At 61.2% G+C, this 22,175-nt stretch carries 20 protein-coding genes and 1 riboswitch; of the genes, 11 read left to right on the top strand and 9 right to left on the bottom strand.

The window, feature by feature from the left end:
- Positions 1-115 precede the first annotated feature (115 nt).
- The 4 genes from B4E36_RS15040 to B4E36_RS15025 all read left to right on the top strand — a co-directional run bounded on the left by B4E36_RS15040 (position 116) and on the right by B4E36_RS15025 (position 2,448).
- Positions 116-703: a nucleoside deaminase gene (locus B4E36_RS15040; protein WP_292059728.1), complete on the top strand. Its 588-nt coding sequence runs from the start codon at positions 116-118 to the stop codon at positions 701-703.
- Between the two features lie 34 nt (positions 704-737).
- Positions 738-1,574 (top strand): nucleoside triphosphate pyrophosphohydrolase, encoded by an 837-nt coding sequence (gene mazG / locus B4E36_RS15035; RefSeq protein WP_345900529.1) that lies wholly within the window; start codon positions 738-740, stop codon positions 1,572-1,574.
- Positions 1,575-1,670: 96 nt separating this feature from the next.
- A complete protein-coding gene (locus tag B4E36_RS15030; RefSeq protein WP_292059725.1) occupies positions 1,671-2,033 on the top strand; it encodes a MerR family transcriptional regulator in 363 nt (120 codons plus the stop codon).
- A gap of 7 nt (positions 2,034-2,040) precedes the next feature.
- Positions 2,041-2,448 (top strand): carboxymuconolactone decarboxylase family protein, encoded by a 408-nt coding sequence (locus B4E36_RS15025; protein WP_230721948.1) that lies wholly within the window; start codon positions 2,041-2,043, stop codon positions 2,446-2,448.
- A 12-nt stretch (positions 2,449-2,460) separates the two neighbouring features.
- Here the strand turns inward: B4E36_RS15025 and hflX are convergent, their stop codons facing one another.
- The 8 genes from hflX to dusB all read right to left on the bottom strand — a co-directional run bounded on the left by hflX (position 2,461) and on the right by dusB (position 13,096).
- Entirely contained in the window at positions 2,461-3,804 is a 1,344-nt protein-coding gene (gene hflX, locus B4E36_RS15020) for a GTPase HflX (RefSeq protein WP_155122124.1), read from the bottom strand.
- Between the two features lie 13 nt (positions 3,805-3,817).
- Positions 3,818-4,060: an RNA chaperone Hfq gene (hfq, locus tag B4E36_RS15015; RefSeq protein WP_018063272.1), complete on the bottom strand. Its 243-nt coding sequence runs from the start codon at positions 4,058-4,060 to the stop codon at positions 3,818-3,820.
- Between the two features lie 179 nt (positions 4,061-4,239).
- Positions 4,240-5,616 carry a Trk system potassium transporter TrkA gene (gene trkA / locus B4E36_RS15010; protein WP_018063270.1) on the bottom strand — a complete coding sequence of 459 codons (1,377 nt, stop codon included), beginning with the start codon at positions 5,614-5,616 and terminating at the stop codon, positions 4,240-4,242.
- 56 nt (positions 5,617-5,672) lie between these two features.
- On the bottom strand, positions 5,673-7,037 hold the full coding sequence (locus B4E36_RS15005; RefSeq protein ID WP_018063269.1) for a sigma-54-dependent transcriptional regulator: 1,365 nt from the start codon (positions 7,035-7,037) through the stop codon (positions 5,673-5,675).
- A complete protein-coding gene (locus B4E36_RS15000; RefSeq protein ID WP_235726784.1) occupies positions 7,027-9,303 on the bottom strand; it encodes a sensor histidine kinase NtrY-like in 2,277 nt (758 codons plus the stop codon). Before B4E36_RS15000 ends, B4E36_RS15005 begins: the two co-directional genes overlap by 11 nt.
- 175 nt (positions 9,304-9,478) lie before the next feature.
- Positions 9,479-10,930 carry a nitrogen regulation protein NR(I) gene (gene ntrC, locus B4E36_RS14995; RefSeq protein WP_018063267.1) on the bottom strand — a complete coding sequence of 484 codons (1,452 nt, stop codon included), beginning with the start codon at positions 10,928-10,930 and terminating at the stop codon, positions 9,479-9,481.
- A gap of 1 nt (position 10,931) precedes the next feature.
- Positions 10,932-12,083, bottom strand: coding sequence for a two-component system sensor histidine kinase NtrB (locus tag B4E36_RS14990; protein ID WP_292059718.1), 1,152 nt, complete (start codon positions 12,081-12,083; stop codon positions 10,932-10,934).
- On the bottom strand, positions 12,080-13,096 hold the full coding sequence (dusB, locus tag B4E36_RS14985; protein WP_292059717.1) for a tRNA dihydrouridine synthase DusB: 1,017 nt from the start codon (positions 13,094-13,096) through the stop codon (positions 12,080-12,082). The genes B4E36_RS14990 and dusB overlap by 4 nt, the downstream gene beginning before the upstream one ends.
- Here dusB and B4E36_RS14980 point away from each other — a divergent pair.
- The 3 genes from B4E36_RS14980 to B4E36_RS14970 are packed head-to-tail and all read left to right on the top strand — an operon-like array spanning position 13,073 to position 14,944.
- On the top strand, positions 13,073-13,255 hold the full coding sequence (locus tag B4E36_RS14980) for a hypothetical protein (RefSeq protein WP_018063264.1): 183 nt from the start codon (positions 13,073-13,075) through the stop codon (positions 13,253-13,255). The genes dusB and B4E36_RS14980 overlap by 24 nt on opposite strands.
- On the top strand, positions 13,242-14,453 hold the full coding sequence (locus B4E36_RS14975) for a bifunctional 2-C-methyl-D-erythritol 4-phosphate cytidylyltransferase/2-C-methyl-D-erythritol 2,4-cyclodiphosphate synthase (RefSeq protein ID WP_292059716.1): 1,212 nt from the start codon (positions 13,242-13,244) through the stop codon (positions 14,451-14,453). The genes B4E36_RS14980 and B4E36_RS14975 overlap by 14 nt, the downstream gene beginning before the upstream one ends.
- Entirely contained in the window at positions 14,450-14,944 is a 495-nt protein-coding gene (locus B4E36_RS14970) for a CinA family protein (protein WP_292059715.1), read from the top strand. Before B4E36_RS14975 ends, B4E36_RS14970 begins: the two co-directional genes overlap by 4 nt.
- Here the strand turns inward: B4E36_RS14970 and B4E36_RS14965 are convergent.
- Positions 14,935-15,381 carry a type II toxin-antitoxin system RatA family toxin gene (locus B4E36_RS14965; RefSeq protein WP_292059714.1) on the bottom strand — a complete coding sequence of 149 codons (447 nt, stop codon included), beginning with the start codon at positions 15,379-15,381 and terminating at the stop codon, positions 14,935-14,937. The two genes, B4E36_RS14970 and B4E36_RS14965, sit on opposite strands and share 10 nt — an antisense overlap.
- A gap of 139 nt (positions 15,382-15,520) precedes the next feature.
- Positions 15,521-15,608, top strand: a riboswitch (glycine riboswitch).
- Positions 15,609-15,769: 161 nt separating this feature from the next.
- Between B4E36_RS14965 and gcvT the strand changes: the two genes are divergently transcribed.
- From gcvT to B4E36_RS14945, 4 genes are all read left to right on the top strand, one after another.
- Complete coding sequence (gene gcvT, locus B4E36_RS14960; RefSeq protein ID WP_292059712.1) at positions 15,770-16,912, top strand: glycine cleavage system aminomethyltransferase GcvT; 1,143 nt, start codon at positions 15,770-15,772, stop codon at positions 16,910-16,912.
- 18 nt (positions 16,913-16,930) lie between these two features.
- Entirely contained in the window at positions 16,931-17,296 is a 366-nt protein-coding gene (gene gcvH, locus B4E36_RS14955; RefSeq protein ID WP_292059709.1) for a glycine cleavage system protein GcvH, read from the top strand.
- Positions 17,296-20,160, top strand: coding sequence for an aminomethyl-transferring glycine dehydrogenase (gcvP, locus tag B4E36_RS14950; protein ID WP_292059707.1), 2,865 nt, complete (start codon positions 17,296-17,298; stop codon positions 20,158-20,160). Before gcvH ends, gcvP begins: the two co-directional genes overlap by 1 nt.
- 301 nt (positions 20,161-20,461) lie before the next feature.
- The gene (locus B4E36_RS14945) at positions 20,462-21,952 is read left to right on the top strand and encodes an anti-phage dCTP deaminase (protein ID WP_292059706.1); all 1,491 of its coding nucleotides are present in this window, start codon (positions 20,462-20,464) and stop codon (positions 21,950-21,952) included.
- The last annotated feature ends 223 nt before the right edge of the window (positions 21,953-22,175 follow it).

Here is a 22,175-nt window from a genome sequence, read left to right as displayed (position 1 = left end):
CCTCAATTCCGCGCGATGCAGGGCAAATTTCCCCGCAGGGCCAGGCCGAGGCTTGCGCTCGCCCGCCAATGTCCCTTTAAGTCAGGCTGTGCAACCTTCTGAACGGGGAATCGACGTGGACGACAAGACCCTCACCGACCGCCTTCTCGCCGTGATCGAAGACGATATCCTGCCCAAGACGCTCAAGGGCGTCAGCGGCGGCAACAAGGTTTTCGGCGCGGCCATCCTGCGTAAGGACGATCTCTCCCTGGTGATCGCCGGCACCAATGACGAGACCAGCAATCCGCTCTGGCACGGCGAGGTCCACACGCTGAAACAGTTCTACGAACTGCCCGAGCCGCCCGCCACGCGTGATCTTCTCTTCCTCTCGACCCATGAGCCCTGCACCATGTGCATGTCGGCGATTACCTGGGCCGGGTTCGACAATTACTTCTATTTCTTCAGCCATGAGGATTCGCGCGACAGCTTCGCCATTCCCCATGACCTGAAAATCATGAAGGAACTTTACGGCCTGGAGCCGGGCGGCTACCGCCGCAAGAACGCCTTCTTCACCGCGCGCTCGATCATCGACATGGCGGAGGCATGCCCGGAACCCGCGCGCACCGGCTTCATGGATCGGATAGACGGTATTCGCAAAACCTACGCCCTTGCCTCCGACACCTATCAGGCCCACAAGGGCGAAACCAAAATACCGCTCGGCTAACGCCCGCCCCGAAAGCAATACGGAGTCTCAAACCGTGGAAGCCTCCCGCGACATCACGCGTCTTCTGGACATCATGGCCGCCCTTCGCACGCCGGAAACCGGGTGCCCGTGGGACCTGAAACAGGATTTCGACAGCATCAAGCCCTATACGATCGAGGAAGCCTATGAGGTGGCCGACGCGATCGAGCGCAAGGATTTCGACGACCTCTGCGATGAACTCGGCGATCTGCTGCTTCAGGTCGTGTTCCACGCCCGCATGGCAGAGGAAAAGGGGCTGTTTTCCTTTGGTGATGTCGTCCACGCGATCACCGCCAAGATGATCCGCCGCCACCCGCATGTCTTCGCCGTCAATGCGGCGGATACGCCGGAGGCGGTCAAGATCCAGTGGGACGAGATCAAGCGGCAGGAAAAGGCCGAGCGCGCCGAGCGGCGGGCGAAAAGCGGGATTACCGAAGACTTTAAGGCCGGCCATCTCGGCGGTGTCCAGCGTTCCTTCCCCGCCCTGACGGAAGCGCTCAAATTGCAGGAACATGCCGCCCGCGTGGGCTTCGACTGGTCCGAGCCGGAGCCTATCCTCGCCAAGTTCGAGGAGGAAATCGGCGAATTGCGCGAAGCGCTTCAGTCCGATGACAAATCCCGCATTTCCGACGAACTCGGCGACCTGATCTTCGCCGCCGTCAACCTCGCCCGCCACACCAAAACAGACCCTGAACAGGCGCTGCGCGGCACCAACACCAAATTCCGCCGCCGCTTCAACCATATCGAGGAATCGCTCAATGCGTCGGGCGAAACCCTCGACGCCGCCACGCTGGAACGCATGGAAGCGCTCTGGCAGGACGCCAAGGCGATCGAGCGGCAGCTTGCCGAGTAGCCGGAACTTTTTTCGCCGTCCTCATCTTTTGGCCGTTGACTTAGAGCGCGCTCGAAGCCGTAGCTTTGCCAGCGTCGTGACGAAAGCAGGACTTCGATGAAGATTGGTGAACTCGCAAAACGCTCCGGCCTGACGGCGCATACCCTCCGCTATTACGAGAAGATCGGCCTTTTGCCCGATGCCGACCGCGATCGCTCAGGCCATCGCGACTACGATGCATCGGCGCTGGTCTGGATCGAATTTCTCGGTCGCCTGAAGACCACCGGCATGCCGATCCGGCAAATGCTGCGCTATGCCGAACTCAGACGGCAGGGTCCGGCTACGGAAAAGCAGCGACAGTGCCTGCTCGAACAGCATCGTGATGCGGTGCGCGAGCACGTTTACGAACTCCAGTCCTGTCTTGATGTCCTCGACGACAAAATCGCCGGCTATGCCGGAAATGATCGCAACAAGGATTGATGACGTGATGAATGAGCAGAACCAGACAATCGGCGAAACCCGCCTGGACCGCGGCAAGCGCATGCTGGCGGCCATCGACGGGCAGGCGGGACAGAATGTCATCGACGCGCTCGATGATATCGCCCCCGACTTCGCCCGTTATGTCTTTGAATTTCCCTTCGGCGATATCTATGCGCGCCCCGGGCTCGGCTTGCGCGAACGCGAGATTGCCACGGTCGCCGCCCTCACCGCGCTCGGAAACGCAGTCCCTCAGCTCAAGGTCCATATCGAAGCCGGGCTCAATGTCGGGGTGAGCCAGGAGGAGATCGTCGAAACCATCATGCAGATGTCGGTCTATGCCGGCTTTCCCGCCGCGCTCAACGGTCTATTCGCGGCAAAGGAGGTCTTCGCAGCCCGTTCCGACGCGAACGCCTGATCCGTCCCGGAATCACTCCGCCAGCATGCTCTCCAGCCGCTGGGCCTCGCCGCCGGCGAGCCGCAAGTCGAGGCTGACGGAGCCATCCTCGAGATCGCGGCGCTCGTCGACGAGCGCGTGTTCGTAAAGCCAGGGTAGCAGGTGCAATTGATCGGGCGAAAGCGTGATGGTCGTTTCCGTCAGCACGCCGGCAAGCCGGTCGGCAATCCGGTCGACAAGCGCGTCGACGCCCTCGCCGGAAATGGCGGAGACGGCCATGACGTTCTCGGTGGAGGACGCCCGCGCCATCATGGCGTCATGCTCTTCCGGGCCCAAAAGATCCACCTTGTTCCAGACCTCCAGAATGCGGGCATTCTGCTCGGCCTCGTCAATGCCGAGTTCGCCCAGGATGCGCAGCACATCGGCCGATTGCGCATCGCGGGCAGGGTCGGCCATGTCGCGGACATGAAGGATCAGATCCGCCTCCAGCACCTCCTCCAGCGTCGCGCGGAAGGCGGCGACCAGATGAGTCGGCAGGTCCGAGATGAAACCGACTGTGTCGGAGAGGATCACGGTCCGGCCATGCGGCAGCTTCATCCGGCGCAAAGTCGGGTCGAGGGTCGCAAACAGCATGTCCTCGGCCAGCACCCCTGCCCCGGTGATCCGGTTGAACAGCGTCGACTTGCCGGCATTGGTGTAGCCCACCAGCGCCACGATCGGATGCGGCACCTTCTTGCGCTTGGAGCGGTGAAGCTTTCGGGTGCGAACCACCTGTTCCAGCTCGCGTTCGAGCTTGGTAATGCGCTCGCGTAGCATCCGGCGGTCGGCCTCGATCTGGGTTTCGCCGGGGCCGCCCATGAATCCGCCGCCGCCGCGCTGGCGCTCAAGGTGGGTCCAGCTTCTGACCAGCCGGCCGCGCTGGTAGTTCAGATGCGCAAGCTCGACCTGAAGCCGGCCTTCCTTGGTGGAGGCGCGCTCGCCGAAGATTTCGAGAATCAGCCCGGTGCGGTCGATCACCTTGGCAACCCAGGCCTTTTCGAGATTGCGCTGCTGAACCGGCGACAGCGGATGGTCCACAACCACGAGGCCGATATTGTTCTCGTCCAGAACAGCGTCAAGCTCTTCGATCTTGCCGGTTCCGAGCAGGGTCGCCGGTCGCGGATCGTTGATCGTCACGATCTCCGAGGCCGCGACCTCAAGCCCGATCGCGCGGGCAAGGCCCTCGGCCTCCTGCAGACGGCTTTCGGGCGCGCGCGCGGAAAGCGCGGTGCGTTCGGCCTCGGCCCGCGACTGCTTGATCACCGGCACGATTACGAGGACGCGGGAGGAATCCCGGTTCTCGTATTCGCTCTCGGGAAATTGGGTATTATCGGAAATGGAAGCTCACCTATCAGGAAGCGTTGTCATCGCCTTCGAACATCTGCACCGGCTGGCCGGGCATGATCGTCGAAATGGCGTGCTTGTAGACAAGCTGGGAATGACCGTCACGACGCAGCAGGACACAGAAATTGTCGAACGACGTGACCACGCCCGTCAGCTTGACCCCGTTGATCAGGAAGATCGTGAGGGAAATTTTCTGCTTGCGAACCGTGTTGAGAAAAAGATCCTGCAAATTCTGAGAACGTTCCGCCATTGCGCCGCTACTTTCTTTCTCTTGCCGGCCGGAGCCGGTTCCACCTCTTCGTTGCCATCGAAACGTCCAGGCAACAGATCATGAACTTTTGGTAGCAAATCACCGGCGCTTCCGCAACGGCGAAAAACATGAGCCGGCGAGGCCGCTTTTTCTGAGGCCTTGAGAGCGGGCCGTCCCGCTCAAAAATACTGGATCGAAACCCGGAAAAGCTGCTCGACGTGACGCACCGCGGAAGCGGCGGCAAACAGGATCACCCGGTCATGCGCCTTGATCTTGAGATCGCCATGCGGGCGGATGACCTCCTCGCCCCGGTAGATCGCGCCGATGCGGATGCCGTCGGGCAGGTCGAGGTCGCGGAACGGCGTGCCGACCAGCGGCGATGTCGCCAGCGCCTCCGCCTCGATCACCTCCGCAGCACCCTTCTGCACCGCGTAGACCGAGCGGATGCGCCCCTTGCGCACATGCTGAAGCACGCGCGAGATCGTGACCGCGCGCGGATTGATATAGGCATCGATGCCGAGCGATTTGGTGACATCGTGGAACGACGGGTTGTTCAGGAGCGCCAGATTGGACTTGCAGCCGAGCTGCTTGGCGATCACCGAGGCCAGGATATTGGTTTGGTCGTTATTGGTCAGCGCGACCATCAGATGGGCGTCGGGCACATCGGCCTGCACCATGATGTTCTGGTCGAGCGCCGAGCCATGGATGACGATGCCGTGGTGCAGCGCGTCCGACACCGCCACCGCCTTGTCGCGATCCTGCTCGATCATTTTGATGCGGGTCTTGGGCTGCAGGTCCTCGATCGACTTGGCGACGAAGAAGCCGATATTGCCGCCGCCGGCAATCACGATCCGCCGCGCCTCCTGCTCCTCATGACCGAACAGCGCCAGGGTGCGCCGGATATGCTCGTGCTCGCACACCACATAGACGAGGTCGCCGGCGAGAATCTGGTCGGTCGAATGCGGAATGATCACCTCTTCATGGCGATAGATTCCGGTCACGGTCGCGTTCAGGTCCGGAAACAACTGGCTGAGCTGGACGAGCGGCGTGTTCAGCACCGGGCAGTCGTCATTGCACTCGACGGCAAGCATCGCGATCTTCTCGTCGGCGAAGCGCACGATATCGGTGGCGCCGGGGAAGGAGATCCGTCTCAGCACCATCTTGCCGACTTCGACTTCCGGCGAGATCGTGACGTCGATCGGCATGTGATCGCGCGAGAACAGGTCCGAATAATGCGAATGCAGATAGCTTTGCGAGCGGATGCGGGCAATCTTGGTCGGCACGTTGAACAGCGAATGCGCGACCTGGCAGGCGACCATGTTGATCTCGTCATGCAGCGTCACTGCGATGATCATGTCCGCCTGATCGGCGCCGGCCTTGGCCAGCATGTCTGGATGGGCGCCGTGGCCGACATAGCCGCGCACGTCCAGAAGCTCGGTGATGGCGGTGATGAGCGACGCAGACGTGTCGATAACGGAGACGTCGTTATATTCCTGGGAAAGCCGTTCGGCGATGCCGAAACCGACCTGACCAGCGCCGCAGATGATGATTTTCATAAGAACCCCTCTGGGGTTTGGTAAGTTCAGTTGGCCGCAATCTGCCCGGTTTTGGCCTAAATGCCAAGCGACTTAAGCTTGCGGTGCAGCGCGGATCGCTCCATCCCGACAAATTCGGCGGTGCGCGAAATGTTCCCGCCGAACCGGTTGATCTGCGCCATCAGATAGTCGCGTTCGAAGCGCTCGCGCGCCTCTCTCAGCGGCAGCGTCATGATATGCGCATCGCCCGAAGTCTGGATCTGCGGCAACACGTCGGAAAGGTCGGCCGGCAGCAGATCGGCGGAGATCGGCGCGGACGCGTCCTCCTCGCGCGACAGGATCAGCAACCGCTCCAGATTGTTGCGCAACTGCCTGATATTGCCCGGCCAGTCATGGGCCTGCAGGATCGCCATTGCGTCATCGCCGATCGAGCGCTGGCGGATGCCGGCCTGCTCACAGAGCTGACGCATGACGAAATCGACCAGGAAGGGAATATCCTCGCGCCGTTCGGAGAGCGAGGGAATGCGCACCGGCACCACCGCCAGCCTGTGAAACAGGTCCTGCCGGAACTGACCCTCGTCGATGCGGGCCTGAAGGTCGAGCGCGGTCGAAGACAGAATCCGGACATCGACCGACACCCGCCGGCTGCCGCCGACCCGCTCGAACTGCTGATCGACCAGCACGCGCAGGATCTTTTTCTGGGTTTCCAGCGGCATTTCGCCGATCTCGTCCAGGTAGAGCGTGCCGCGATGGGCGCGCTCCAGCGCGCCGGTCTTGCGCGTCCGTCCGCCGCCCGCTTCGACGCCGAAAAGCTCGGTCTCCATGTTTTCAGGCGTGATTGCCGCGGCGTTCAGCGCCACGAACGGGCCTTCGGCGCGCAGGCTCTTCTTGTGCATCAGCCGCGCCACGACCTCCTTGCCGGAACCGGAGGGGCCGAAGATCATCACGCGGGAGTTGGTCGGGCCGACCTTGTCCACCATCTGGCGCAGTTGCGAGACCAGCAGAGAGGAGCCGACGAGTTCTTCCGGATCGCCGCTCTTGCGCTTGAGTTCCTGCACCTCGTTCTTCAGCCGCGAATTCTCCAGCGCGCGTTCGGCGATCAGCACCAGCCGGTCGGCCTTGAATGGCTTTTCGATGAAATCGAAAGCGCCGCGCTTGATGGAGGAGACCGCCGTCTCGATATTGCCGTGGCCGGAGATCATGACCACCGGCAGGTCGGCGTAGCGCGACTTGATTTCCTCCAGCAGCGCCAGCCCGTCGAGACGGCTCCCCTGCATCCAGATATCGAGGAAGATCAGACGTGGAACCCGGTCTGCAATCGCCGCCAGCGCGCTATCGCTGTCATGGGCAACCCTGGTTTCGTGTCCCTCGTCGGACAGGATGCCCGAGACGATATCGCGGATATCAGCTTCGTCGTCGACGACAAGAATATCAGAGGCCATCTTGTTTCTCCCTGTCCGTTTCCTGGCGCTCGCCGTCGTGGATATGCGGCAGTTCAACGCGGATCATCGCCCCTCGCCCGCCGGCGAAATCGTGGGGCGCATCATGCAGTTCGAGCTTGCCGCCATGCTCCTCGATGATCTTGCGAACGATCGCGAGACCAAGCCCCGTGCCCTTTTCGCGCATGGTGATGTATGGCTCAAGGATCATGTGGCGATTTTCGAGCGGCAATCCCTTGCCGTTGTCGATGAAGTCGATGACGTAGCGATCGCGGGTTTCGTCATGCGCGGCCCGAACCAGTATCTTGCGCTCGCCGTCGAACTCATTTGTCGGAACAGCTTCAATGGCTTCAACGGCATTCTTGATCAGGTTTCCGAAGGCCTGGCCAAGCATGCGATCGTCAAACAGCCCCGTCAGCGGCTCATCGCCAAAATCGCGCATGAAGGTCACGTCGGTGCGCCCCATCTCCAGCAGGAAAATCGCGTCGGAAAGGATCGTGCGCAGGTCGCCCCGGGTCTTGGACGGCTTCGGCATCCGGGCGAAGGAGGAGAACTCGTCCACCATCCGGCCGATATCGCCGACCTGCCGGACGATTGTATCAGTACATTGGTCAAAGACCTTGCGGTCCTCCTCGTCCTCGATCTTGCGGCCGAAGCGGCGCTTGATCCGTTCCGCCGAAAGCTGGATCGGCGTCAGCGGGTTCTTGATTTCGTGGGCGATGCGCCGCGCCACATCGGCCCAGGCGGTGGAGCGCTGGGCGATGATCAGATCGGTGATATCGTCGAGCGTGATGACATAGGCATTGGAGCCGTCGCGCGAATCCTCGCGCGTCACCTGAACCGAAAGCGTGCGTTCCTTGCCGAGCCGCACGAGATTGATCTGCTGGCGGAAATTCTGCCGGCTGCGGCGCATCGCGGCGGTCATCACCAGATCGATCTCGGGCGAAATTTCCTCCAGCTTGCGGCCGAGCAATTCGTCGTCCCTTGCCGCCAGAAGCTCGCCGGCGGAAACGTTCACGATCGTGACCATGCGGTTTTCATCGACGCCGATCACCGCCGCTGTCACGCCGGAAAGCACGGCCTCGATAAACCGGCGGCGGTCATCGACCTCGTCCTTGGCGACCAGGATCTCGCGCTGCTGCTCGCGGATTTCGGCGACCATCTTGTTGAACGTGCTGGAAAGCCTGCCGACATCGCCGTCGATGGAGCGCACCGGCACGGCGACTTTCATGTCGCCGGAGGCGACCTGGTCCGCGGCCCCGATCAGCATGCGGATCGGCAGCACGATGCGGTCGGCAACCGCGATGCCGGTCCAGATCGCGGCGAGCAGAACGATCAGCGCGAAGCCGAGATAGAGCACGGCGAAGGCGACCTGGATGGAGACCCGGCCCTCCTCCATCGAACTGTATTCGGAGACGTTGTCCTCGATCATCCGCATCGCGCCCATCACGGTCGGGTCGACGGCACGGACGGTGTAGAGCAGGCTGTCGGGGATTGCCTCGAGTGCGATGATCGCGCCGACCAGATTGGTGTCGCCCGGCGGAATCAGCGTCGGCGTACCTGCGGCGGCCTTCTCCAGCGCGTCCTTCGGGATATCGGGCAGCGGCTTGTCGTCACCGAGATCGGCCTCGACGATGACGCTACCATCCGCGCGCACCAGCGAGGCGCCGAGCAGGCCGCGCCCGCGCGCCTGCCGCGCCATCAGGTCGGAAAAGCCCCGGCGGTCGAGCAGATAGAGCGACCGGTTGCGCTCCAGATCGTTGCCCATGGAGAGCGTCTGGCCCTGCAGATAGCTGGCGTTCTCCATCATATAGGCCTGCGCCACATTGAGCGAGGACTGAACGATGGACTGGGTCCTGAGCGCAAACCAGCGGTCAAGCCCGGCGTTCAGAGTCAATGTCGCGAAGATCGCCACCAGAATAGCGGGCGTGATCGCCACGATCGAAAACAGCGCCACGATGCGGATGTGAAGCTGCGCCGCCGCCCTTCCACGTCTGCGGGCCTTCAGCAGATGACTGACTTCCCGCCCGATCAGGAACACCATGGCCAGGACGAACAGGGAGTTGGTCGCGACCAGCGCGATCACCACCTTGCCGGTGGGTTTGATCGGCGTCAGGCCCAGCAGGATGAAAAGCGACAGGAAGGCGGTGATCAGCGCGCCGCTGACAACGAACATGCCGGGCGACCTGAGAATAGCCCGCGCGCCGCCGCGCCCGTATGGCGCGCCATCGTGGGTCCCCTCCTGATGGACGGAGTGCGTCTCCGCCATGCTGCCCTCTGCAGTCATCATCGCCCTTCTTGTCAGGTCAGGCGCATCATCATGCGCCGCCCATGGAGCGGGTGAACGCAGCCTTTAGAACGACTCGCGCTTTCCCCTTATGAGGAGGATATGCAACAGATTGTGGCACAATTGCAACGGAAAGCTGCAACGGCGTCTGGAAGCGTCAGGAACTGCGGGAGCTGCGATAGACCGAAACGCCCAGTTCGCGGATCTTCTTGCGCAGCGTGTTGCGGTTGAGGCCGAGCAGGTCGGCGGCGCGGATCTGGTTGCCTCGGGTCGCCGTCAGCGCCGCCAGGATCAGCGGATACTCGACCTCGTTGAGCACCCGCTCGTAGAGGCCGGAGGGCGGCAGCCCATCGCCGAACCCGGCGAAATAGCTGCGCATGTTCTCCTCCACCGCCTGGGCAATGGTCGGCATGCCGTTCCGCACCGCAGCGCCCTCGGCGGGCGCTTCGGGCTGGTCGGCCTGCAATTCCTGCTCCACGATCTCGCGGGTGATGACCTCCTGCGGATAGAGCGCCATCAGGCGGCGAACGAGATTCTCAAGTTCGCGGACATTGCCCGGCCAGCCATAGGATTTCATCGCGTCGAGCGCCTGCTGCTCGAAGCGCTTGCCGCCCAAGCCCTCGACCTCGCCCTCATTGACGAAATGGCGCACCAGATCGCCGATATCCTCCGCCCGTTCGCGCAGCGGCGGCAGACGCAGCGGCACGACGTTGAGGCGATAATAGAGGTCTTCGCGGAACAGGCCCTGATTGATCGACTGTTTCAGGTCCTTGTTGGTGGCGGCCACGATCCGGACATCGGTGCGGATCGGTGTGCGACCGCCAACGGTGGTGTATTCGCCCTGCTGGAGCACGCGCAGAAGCCTAGTCTGCGCATCCATCGGCATATCGCCGATCTCGTCCAGAAACAGCGTGCCGCCCTCGGCCTGTTCGAACCGGCCGGAAGACCGGGTCTGTGCCCCTGTGAAGGCGCCCTTCTCGTGGCCGAACAGCTCCGATTCGATCAGGTCACGCGGGATCGCCGCCATGTTGATGGCCACGAAAGGTCCATTGCGGCGCTTGCCATAGTCGTGCAGCGCGCGGGCCACCAACTCCTTGCCGGTGCCGGATTCGCCGGTGATCATCAGCGTCAAATCGGTCTGCATCAGGCGGGCGAGGACGCGGTAGATCTCCTGCATCGCGGCGGAACGACCGACCAGCGGCATGCCGTCCTGCATGTCATCGCCGAGCGGCGCCGGCTTGCGCTTCGGCTCCGACAGCGCGCGGCCGACGATCGCGATCAGTTCCGTCAGGTCGAACGGCTTCGGCAGATAGTCGTAGGCGCCTTTTTCCGAGGCGCGCACCGCCGTCATGAACGTGTTCTGCGCGCTCATCACGATAACAGGCAGTTCGGGACGCGATTTCTTGATCCGCGGCAAAAGGTCAAAGGCGTTTTCATCCGGCATCACCACGTCGGTCAGCACCAGATCGCCCTCGCCGGCGGAGACCCAGCGCCACAGCGTGGCGGCATTCGAGGTGATGCGGACGTCATAACCGGCCCGGCTCAGCGCCTGGTTCAGCACGGTGCGGATCGCCGCGTCGTCATCGGCAACAAGGATCGTAGCTGTCATGTCATGTATCCATATTCGGGCTGGCCATCTCCGGCGGCAGCGGCAATACGTCTTTCGAGACCGGCATGAGAATGCGGAAGGTGGTGCGGCCGTTCATGTTCTCGCATTCGATGATGCCGCCGTGACCGCCGATGATCTTGGCGACCAGCGCAAGGCCGAGGCCAGTGCCGTTGGGCTTGGTGGTGATGAACGGATCGAACAGATGCGGCATCAGATCGGACGGCACGCCGGGACCATTGTCCTGCACGCAGAATTCCAGCGGCAGCGAAATCTTCTCCCTCGTGCCGGCGACCGACATGCGGATGCCGGGGCGGTAGGCCGAGGTCAGGATGATCTCGCCATCCGGCTTGTCGCCCACGGCTTCCGATGCATTTTTGATCAGATTGAGAAACACCTGAACCATCTGGTCGCGATTGGCGAAGACCTGCGGCAGCGACGGGTCGTATTCCTCGGTGATCTTGATGTTGCGGGCAAAGCCGGCCTTGGCCACCGCCTTCACATGGTCGAGAACGGAGTGAATGTTGAGCGGAACGCGGTCGATCGGCCGCTCGTCGGAAAACACTTCCATCCGGTCGACCAGCGAAACGATCCGGTCCGATTCATCGCAGATCAGCCGCGTCAGCGCCCGGTCGTCGTCGCTGGCGTTGGTTTCCAGAAGCTGGGCCGCGCCGCGAATGCCGGAAAGCGGGTTCTTGATCTCATGAGCAAGCATCGAGGCAAGACCGGTCACCGAGCGGGCGGCGGCGCGATGCACCAGTTGCCGGTCGATCTTGTCGGCCATGGAGCGAACCTGGAAGACGAGAACCACGGCCCCCTCCTCGCCCACCGGCGCGACATAGATATCCACCAGCTTGTCCTGCCCGAGGCGCGGCGAGGACAGGTCGACGCGGTATTCGTTGACCGGGGCCCGGCGTTCGCGCACCTGGGCGATCAGCGCCAGAAGCGGGCTGTCGAAGGGAATGAAATCGGACAGCGTCTTGCGCGACAGGTGTGATGCACTCGCCCCGAAGAACACCTCCGCCTCCCAGTTGGTATAGGAAAGGCGGCCGTCCTGCTCGATCAGCACGACGGGGTTTTGAATGGCGTTCAAAACCTGCAGAGCGACGGCCTCCGCGCCGAGGCGCTGGCTGCCATTGCCGATAACGGAATTCATGCCGCTTTCCTTTCGGGCGATGCGTATTCGAAGATGGCGGCAAGCTGCGCTGACACGAACGCGGGATCGTCGGAGGTCATGATCGAAGACCGCGCCTCCGCGCCGACGCCGGGCGCAAGCCGCTCAAGGTACCAGCCGAGATGCTTGCGTGCATGACGGACGCCGACTTCAGGACCGTAGAAGCCGATCATGGCCTGATAATGCTCGATCGCGATCCGCGCCTTTTCGTCAAAAGCGGGTTCGCCCCGTCCCGCCAGATAACCGGCATGCCAGGGACGACCCTGACACGAGCGGCCGACCATCACGGCCGTGATGCCGGGTCGCGACAGCAGATAGGCGGCATCTTCCCGGCTCTCGATATCGCCATTGGCGATGAAGGGCACGGAGACGACCTCGGCTACGCGCTCGATCGCCTGCCAGTCGGCTTCGCCCTTGTAGAACTGCATGCGGGTGCGGCCATGCACGGTGATCGCCTGAACGCCCGCCTCTTGCGCGCGCCGCGCCAGATAGGGCGCATTGATGCTGTCATGATCCCAGCCGAGCCGCATCTTGACGGTGACCGGCACCTTTACCGCGCCGACGGTCGCCTCGATGATTTCGAGCGCCCGCTCGGGCTCGCGCATCAGCGCCGAACCGGTATAGCCGCCGACCACTTTCTTGGCCGGGCAACCCATGTTGATATCGATGATATCGGCGCCGTTCGCTTCGGCGATCCGCGCCGCCTCCGCCATGTAATGCGGATCGCGCCCGGCAAGCTGCACCATATGCGGCTTCAGCCCAGCCCCGCGCAGCCGAACCCAGCTTTCGGCGGTGTTGAACGTCAGTTCGCGGCTTGCGATCATCTCCGTCACCACGAGCCCCGCGCCGTGCCGCCAGGCAAGCGCGCGAAACGGCAGATCGGTGACGCCCGACATCGGCGCGAGAATCACGCGGTTGCGAATCTCGATCGGGCCGATCCAAAAAGAATCTGATGGTTTGCGGTGAGGCAAATGGCTATCTTTCATGCAGCACATCACTTTGCCCTATTTTTAGACAAGACGCCATTCCTTGCCAAGCACTTTCGCTGGCGCCTTATAAAATTTAGGCAAATGCTGGAAAATTGGGTCAATCCGGGTAAGTTCCGGCCAACAGGAATCAACACGCAGGTTCTAGCCGAACATGGCAGCGGGTGAAAGCTACAATCCAGGGGTGGTCGTGGTTGCCGCCGGGCGCGGCGAACGCGCCGGCGCGCCCGAGGAAGGGCCGAAACAATATCGGCTGATCGGCGGCATGCCGGTGATTGCCCACACCTTGCGCGAATTTGCCGCATGGGGACGCGCGACGGCCGGCATCGTGGTTGTCATTCATCCGGATGACGAGGCCCTGTTTGCCGATGCGCTTTCTCACCTGACGAGCCAGGTCGGCATCCGTTTCGTCCACGGCGGCGCGACGCGTCAGCAATCGGTCCTCAACGGCCTTGCGGCGCTCGCGGCGAACGCGCCCAGCCACGTGCTGATCCATGACGCGGTGCGGCCGTTCTTCGATGCTGCTCTGCTTGAGCGGGTGTCCGATGCGCTCAAAGCCGGCCACGCCGCGGCCCTTCCGGCTGTGGCCGTGGCCGATACGCTGAAGAAGGCGGATAGTAACGGCAATGTCGGCGTCACCGTATCGCGCGCGGGCCTCTATGCCGCCCAGACCCCGCAGGCCTTCAGCTTTCCGGTTATTTATGACGCCCACCGCAAGGCGGCCGCCGAGGGTCGCACCGATTTCACCGATGACGCCGGCATAGCAGAATGGGCCGGTCTTTCGGTGCGGCTGGTCGACGGTCTCGCCGACAATGTGAAACTGACCTACAAGAGAGATATCGCCATGGCCGACGAGAAGCTGTCGCGGACCCCGATCGCCGATATCCGCACCGGCAATGGCTACGACGTCCATCAACTGGTGCCCGGCGACGGCGTCACGCTCTGCGGCATCAAGATCCCGCATGACATGGCGCTTTCCGGTCATTCCGATGCAGACGTTGCCTTCCACGCGCTGACAGACGCCCTGCTCGCGACCTGCGGCGAAGGCGATATCGGCGACCACTTCCCGCCATCCGACCCGCAATGGAAGGGCGCCGCCTCGCATATCTTCCTCGCCCATGCGGCCAAGATTGTGCGCAAACATGGCGGCGTGATCCTCAACGCCGACGTTACCCTGATCGCCGAAGCGCCGAAGGTCGGACCGCATCGCCTCGCCATGCGCGAAAGCATCGCAGCCTGTCTCGGCATCGATCTCGCCCGCTGCTCGGTCAAGGCCACGACCAACGAGACCATCGGCTTTGTTGGCCGCCGCGAGGGCATCGCGGCGATTGCCACGGCCAGCGTGAACTATGGGAATATGACATGATCGATGCCGATATCGCCGAACGCGCCCGCACGCTGATCGAACATTGCAAGGCCGCCGGCCTCACCATCGCCACCGCTGAATCCTGCACCGGCGGGCTGGTGGTCGCAGCACTCACGGATATCGCCGGCTCCTCGGCCGTGGTCGATCGCGGCTACATCACCTATTCCAACGAAGCGAAGATGGAGATGCTCGGCGTCAGTGCGCGCACGCTTGAGGCACATGGCGCGGTTTCGCGCGAGACCGCGCTGCAGATGTCGGCGGGCGCGCTGCTGCGTTCGGGCGCCGATCTGGCCGTCGCGGTCACCGGCATTGCCGGCCCCTCCGGCGGCAGCGCCGAAAAGCCGGTCGGGCTCGTCCATCTTGCGGCACGCGATCGCCGGGGACACCTGCACCATATCGAAAGCCGCTATGGCGATATCGGACGCCACGGCATCCGTCTTGCCACCGTGCAGACGGCGCTCGGCATGCTGGAAGGTCTGATTCAGGCGTAGATTTCGTCCGCCCGCGCCTCGAAGGCCTCGGAGAACTTGCGGAACGCGCGCTCGAACATCGAGCCCATCATCGCGCCCAGAATCCGGTTCTTGAATTCGTAATTGATGTAGAACTGGATGGCGCAGGCGCCCTCGCCTTCCGGCTCGAACCGCCAGCGATTGTCGAGAAAGCGGAACGGCCCGTCGACATAGCTGACATCGATCTTGCGCTCGGCCTGATTGAGAAGCACCTGCGTGGTGAAGCTCTCGCGGATGCCCTTGTAGCCGACGGTCATGTCGGCGATCAGCAGCGTCTTGCCGTCCTTCTCGCGCGATGAGCGCACGGTCAGCGCCTCGCACAGCGGCAGGAATTCGGGATAGCGTTCAACGTATGCAACCAGATCAAACATGCGATCGGCGGAATGGCTGACGTGGCGGGTTGTCTTGAACTCTGGCATGATGTTTCAGCTAATGCGCCGGGAAGAAAATGGCAAGTGCAACGGATCGCCGGTGCGCAATTTCGCGTCTGCCGGTGGATTTCGCGCCCGCAACACGCTTGCCCCTTGCAAATTGCGCCGCATACCGGATAATCCGTGTCGTATCGCGTTGGGAGAAGCCACGTCACTGTGGTGCCGAAGGAGCAACCGCCCCGGAAACTCTCAGGCAAAAGGACCAGCGCGAGGTTCTGAACTCTGGAGACAAGGCCAAGGTGAAAGCCGAGGCTGGCCGAAGGGATAATAATCTCAGGCGCACGGGACAGAGGGGGCTCATTCGCTTCGGCGTTCTTCGGAACGCCAACCCTTGAGCCGGCGTTTTTCATGAAAGACGCAATCCGGAGGCAATCTCTTGGTCTCGCAAGAACCGCTGAAACAAACCCCGCTTCACGCGCTTCATCTGGAGCTTGGCGCCCGCATGGTGCCGTTCGCCGGCTACGACATGCCGGTGCAATATCCGATGGGCGTTCTCAAAGAACATCTTCATACCCGGCAAAAAGCAGGCCTTTTCGATGTTTCGCATATGGGTCAGGTCTGGCTGAAGCCGATCTCCGGCAATCTCGCCGATGCCGCACTTGCGCTGGAACGGCTCGTGCCGGTCGATATCGCCGCGCTGAAGCCCGGCCGCCAGCGCTACGCCTTCTTCACCAATGAGGACGGCGGCATTCTGGACGATCTGATGGTCGCAAACCGCGGCGACCATCTTCTGGTCATCGTCAACGCCGCCTGCAAGCATGCCGATCTCGCCCATATGAAGGCCCATCTTGCCGACCTCTGCAATGTCGAGGATTTCTTCGCGGAAAAGGCGCTGCTGGCGCTGCAGGGGCCGAAGGCGGAAGCCGTGCTGGCAACCCTCTGCGAGGCCGTGACCGAGATGAAATTCATGGATGTGCGCGCCTGCGACATGCTGGGCGTAACTTGCGTGATCTCCCGTTCCGGCTATAGCGGCGAGGACGGGTTCGAGATCTCGGTGCCCGCCGAAAAGGCCGATGAACTGGCCCGCGCGCTGCTCGCCCATGAGGATTGCGAGGCGATCGGCCTTGGCGCGCGCGATTCGCTGCGGCTTGAAGCCGGGCTCTGCCTTTACGGTAACGACATCGACGAGACCACGACGCCGGTCGAGGCCGCCCTCGTCTGGGGCATGCAGAAGGCACGGCGGCCGGGTGGCGCCCGCGAGGGCGGTTTTCCAGGATCAGACCGCATCTTTGCCCAGCTTTCGGAAGGCGTTTCCCGCAAGCGCGTCGGCCTGAAATCCGAAGGCCGCGCCCCCGTGCGTCCGCCGGCAAGGCTCTTTGCCGACGAGGCCGGCCAAACCGAGATCGGCCACGTCACCTCCGGCGGTTTCGGCCCGTCCGCCGAAAGCCCGGTCGCCATGGGCTATGTCGCGACCGAATATGCCGAAACCGGAACACAGATTTTTGCCGAGGTGCGGGGCAAATACCTGCCCCTCGCCATCGCCGACATGCCTTTCGTCACACCCACCTACAAGCGCTAATCAGCGGGAACAGCAGAAATGACCATCAAATTTACCGAAGAACATGAATGGCTGAAGATCGACGGCGATGTCGCCACCGTGGGCATTACCGCCCATGCCGCCGAACAGCTCGGCGACCTCGTTTTCGTCGAACTGCCCGAGGTGGGCGCGACCTTCGCGAAGAATGACGATGCCGCGACCGTCGAATCGGTGAAGGCCGCGTCCGATGTGTTCTGCCCGCTCGATGGCGAGATCACCGAGGTGAACCAGACGATCGTCGACAATCCCGAACTCGTCAACTCCGCGCCGATGGGCGATGGCTGGTTCTTCAAGCTGAAGCTCGCCAACACGGCCGATGCCGACGCGCTGATGGACGAGGCCGCCTACAAGGAGTTCATCGCCTGATGACGACCCCTGCGGAATTCCAGTTTACCGACTACCAGCCCTACGACTTCGCCAACCGCCGCCATATCGGCCCCTCGCCCGCCGAGATGGCCGAAATGCTGAAGGTGATCGGCTATGACAGTCTCGACGCGCTGATCGACGCCACCGTGCCGGCCGGCATCCGCCAGAAGGCGCCGCTTGCCTGGGGCCCCGCCATGACCGAGCGCGAGGCGCTCGACAAGCTGCGCGAGACCGCCAACAAGAACAAGCCGCTCGCCTCGATGATCGGCCAGGGCTATAACGCCACCATCACGCCGCCGGTCATCCAGCGCAACATTCTGGAAAACCCGGCCTGGTACACCGCCTACACACCCTATCAGCCGGAAATCTCCCAAGGCCGGCTCGAGGCGCTCCTGAACTTCCAGACGATGATGGCCGACCTCACCGGCCTCGACATCGCCAATTCTTCGCTCCTCGACGAGGCAACTGCAGCCGCCGAAGCCATGGCGATGGCGAACCGCGTGGCGAAATCCAAGGCCACCGCCTTCTTCGTCGACGAGAACTGCCACCCGCAGACCATTGCATTGATAAAAACCCGCGCCGAACCCGTCGGTTGGGATGTGATCGTCGGCGATCCCTTCAAGGACCTCGCGCCCGACGCCGTGTTCGGCGCGATCTTCCAGTATCCCGGCACCTATGGCCATGTGCATGATTTCACCGGCGTGATCGCCGATCTGCATGCCGCAAACGCCATCGCCACCATCGCCGCCGATCCGCTGGCGCTGACGCTGCTGAAATCGCCGGGCGAGATGGATGCCGATATCGCCATCGGCTCGTCGCAGCGCTTCGGCGTGCCGCTCGGCTATGGCGGCCCGCATGCCGCCTATATGGCGGTCAAGGATGCCTACAAGCGCTCCATGCCCGGCCGCCTCGTCGGCGTGTCGGTCGATAGCCGCGGCAACCGCGCCTATCGTCTGGCGCTGCAGACCCGCGAACAGCACATCCGCCGCGAAAAGGCGACGTCGAACATCTGCACCGCCCAGGTGCTGCTCGCCGTCATGGCCTCGATGTATGGCGTGTTCCACGGGCCGGACGGGCTGAAGGCGATTGCCCAGCAGGTCCATCGCAAGGGCGTGCTGCTCGCCAAGGGCCTCGAGGCGCTCGGCTTCACGGTCGAGCCGGAAACCTTCTTCGACACGGTCACGGTCGAGGTCGGCGCCTTCCAGAGCCTGATCATGAAGAACGCGGTCGAAAACGGCGTCAACCTCAGGAAGGTCGGCGACACGAAGATCGGCATTTCCGTCAACGAGCGCACACGACCGGCCCATGTCGAAGCCGTGTGGGATGCCTTCGGCGGCAAGTTCTCGATTGCCGAGTTCGAAGCCGATTACCGCCTGCCGCAAAGCCTTTTGCGAACAAGCGCTTACATGACGCATCCGATCTTCCACATGAACCGTGCGGAAAGCGAGATGACCCGCTATATCCGCCGCCTCGCCGACCGCGATCTCGCGCTCGACCGGTCGATGATCCCGCTCGGTTCGTGCACGATGAAGCTCAACGCGACGGCGGAGATGCTGCCGATCACCTGGCCGGAATTCGCCGACATTCATCCGTTCGCACCGGAAAGCCAGACGGCCGGCTATCGCGAGATGATCGCCGATCTTTCGGAAAAGCTCTGCCAGATCACCGGCTATGACGCCTTCTCGATGCAGCCGAATTCGGGCGCGCAGGGCGAATATGCCGGGCTTCTGACGATCCGCCGCTATCACCGCGCCAATGGCGAGGCCCACCGCAACATCTGCCTGATCCCGACATCGGCCCACGGCACCAATCCGGCATCGGCCCAGCTTGCCGGCATGAAGGTGGTGCCGGTGAAATCGCGCGACAATGGCGATATCGACATCGACGATTTCCGCGCCAAGGCCGAGCAGCATGCCGAAAACCTCGCCGCCTGCATGATCACCTACCCCTCGACCCATGGCGTGTTCGAGGAGACGGTGACGGAGGTCTGCGAGATCACCCACGCCCATGGCGGCCAGGTCTATCTCGACGGGGCCAATATGAACGCGATGGTGGGGCTGTCGCGGCCGGGCGATATCGGCTCGGATGTCAGCCATCTCAACCTGCACAAGACCTTCTGCATACCGCACGGCGGCGGCGGTCCCGGCATGGGGCCGATCGGCGTCAAGGCGCATCTGGCGCCGCATCTGCCCGGCAATCCGGCAACGGATGCGGACGGCGGCGCGGTCTCGGCCGCCCCGTTCGGCTCACCCTCGATCCTGCCGATCTCGTGGAGCTACTGCCTGATGATGGGCGGCGAAGGGCTGACGCAGGCAACCCGCGTGGCGATCCTCAACGCCAACTACATCGCGGCGCGGCTGAAGGGGTCCTACGACGTGCTCTACAAGTCGGACAAGGGCCGCGTGGCGCATGAATGCATCATCGATACGCGCCCGCTGAAGGATAGCGCCGACGTCTCCGTCGACGACATCGCCAAGCGCCTGATCGATTGCGGCTTCCATGCCCCGACGATGAGCTTTCCGGTGCCCGGCACGCTGATGATCGAGCCGACGGAATCGGAGACCAGGGCGGAACTCGACCGTTTCTGCGACGCCTTGATCGCAATCCGCGCCGAGATCACCGAGATCGAGGACGGCCGCGCCGACCGCGCAGACAACCCGCTCAAAAACGCCCCGCACACGGTGGAAGATCTGGTGGGCGAATGGACCCACCCCTACTCCCGCGAACAAGCCTGCTTCCCCCCCGGCGCCTTCCGCGTCGACAAATACTGGCCCCCGGTGAACCGGGTGGACAATGTCTATGGGGACCGGAATTTGGTGTGCGCCTGCCCGCCGATGAGTGCGTATGCGGAGGCTGCGGAGTAACAATTAGACCAACAAAAAAAAGCCCGCCATATACTAGAGGCGGGCTTTTCATTATACTTTAATCATTTCTATCAACTAGCTTACTTCTATTTAACGAAAATCTATCTCTGAAATCTTGGATGGCCTCATTATAGGCGTGCTCATTCTTCTCGATGAGATTCGCGATCCTTTCTTCAAGACGCTTATGAGCATCTAGGCCCCTCGCGTTTTTTTCCTGCGCTTTTGGTTGCATTGCCTTCTCCAAAAAAAGCTATAACGTGAAAATAGAATCTCTTACAAATCCTACCAAATGGATAAGAGTATGACCACTGATACATTGCTCCTATCAGAAACCGATTCTCCAGAAATTTTCATCGGAATCGTCTCACCAGTTGGTACATCGATTAATTCGACGATAGCTGCTCTGACGCAGGAATTTGAGGCGAAAAACTATGCCGTGCATCACATTAGGATATCGACCCTATTTCCAGAAATAGCAAAATCTTTAAATTATGATAAATTGGATGAAACCACTAGATATAAGCGTATTGATAGCTACATAGCCTTCGCCAATAAGTTACGCGATAAGAAAGGCAGCGGATTTCTTGCCACCTATGCGCTCTCTCAAATAATAGAAAAACGATCTCAAGGCTCAAATAGACGAAATGTCTATATTATAAATCAATTGAAAACTGAGATAGAAATTAAGAACTTGCGAGAGATATATGGCGCGTCCTTTTTCCAAATTTCAATATACTCCGCTCGCCATGTGCGTGTAGATACACTCGCTCGTGAAATGGCCCACGACAATCATCGACGGGACACCAATTTTTTCCGGGGAAAAGCAGAGTCGCTCGTCTCACGGGATGAAGATGAAATTGACGAAGATAATGGCCAACAGGTTGGCAAGATATTTCAGCTAGCCGATTTTGTAGTCAACGCCGATCGCCCGGATGACAGGAATAGTGTCGCCACCCAGGTAAAGCGATTTATCGAGCTACTGTTCGGTCACAATGGCTACTCGCCCACTCGCCGCGAATATGGAATGTTTCTTGCGCACTCTGCAGCGCTTAGAAGTTTGGATTTATCTCGCCAAGTAGGAGCAGCTATTTTTCGCCGAACGGGTGAAATCGCAGCATTAGGAGCGAACGAAGTCCCGAGAGCGGGAGGGGGCACGTATTGGGATGAAGATATTTTTGATGCGAGAGAGTATAAAATCGGCTCAGATAGTAATGACCAGAGAAAGAAAGAAATAATGGATGAGATCCTTTCTATTCTTGACGTTAATTTTGAGTCTTTAAATGAAAGCAAGAAGGAAGAAATTGACGATTCGCAATTTATGGACGCCCTTGAATACGGTAGAATTGTGCACGCTGAAATGTCAGCCATAACCGACGCAGCTAGATTAGGAATCGATGTTCATGGAGCTAAGCTGTATTGCACAACTTTCCCCTGTCATATGTGTTCGAAACTAATCGTAGCAAGTGGCATAAGCGAAGTAATATTTTTAGAGCCCTACCCTAAAAGCTTGACCGCTGATCTACATTCCGATTCTGTTCACATAGAGGGAATGTCGAGAGGTACTTACGAGCACTTTCCCAGCGTCATGTTTTCACCTTTTTTTGGCATCACGCCTCGACGATATCGCGAGTTTTTCTCTAGGACGAAACGCAAAGTGAAAGGCAAATTTCAAACATATCGGCATGGTAAAGCTACGCCGATGTTTGAAAGTAATGCAGCCTCCTACCTGAAATTAGAGAGTACTGCCATTGCATCTTTGCCTTCAACTTTAGCTAGCCCCTTCGAAGATTGACTCCATCTAGGATGGTGCATTTTATTCGTTCCTACCGACCTGCTCGCTCCCAAATGTCGAAAATGGTTCACCCGTCTCTGCTTGCCGGGGCATCTCTCCCTCAAGGGGAGAGATTATTGGCTGAAAGGCCCGAGAAAAAAGGCGTTCCCCTCACCCGGCGATATAGGACTTGATGTGCTCGGCTTCCTGTTCAACTTCCCGGATGCGGGATTTGACGACGTCG

The sequence above is a fragment of the Martelella sp. UBA3392 genome (genome assembly GCF_002358775.1).
Classification (GTDB): Bacteria; Pseudomonadota; Alphaproteobacteria; order Rhizobiales; family Rhizobiaceae; genus Martelella; species Martelella mediterranea.
The sequence above is the reverse complement of the archived record's forward strand: the minus strand, read 5'-3'. Positions and strand labels throughout refer to the sequence as shown.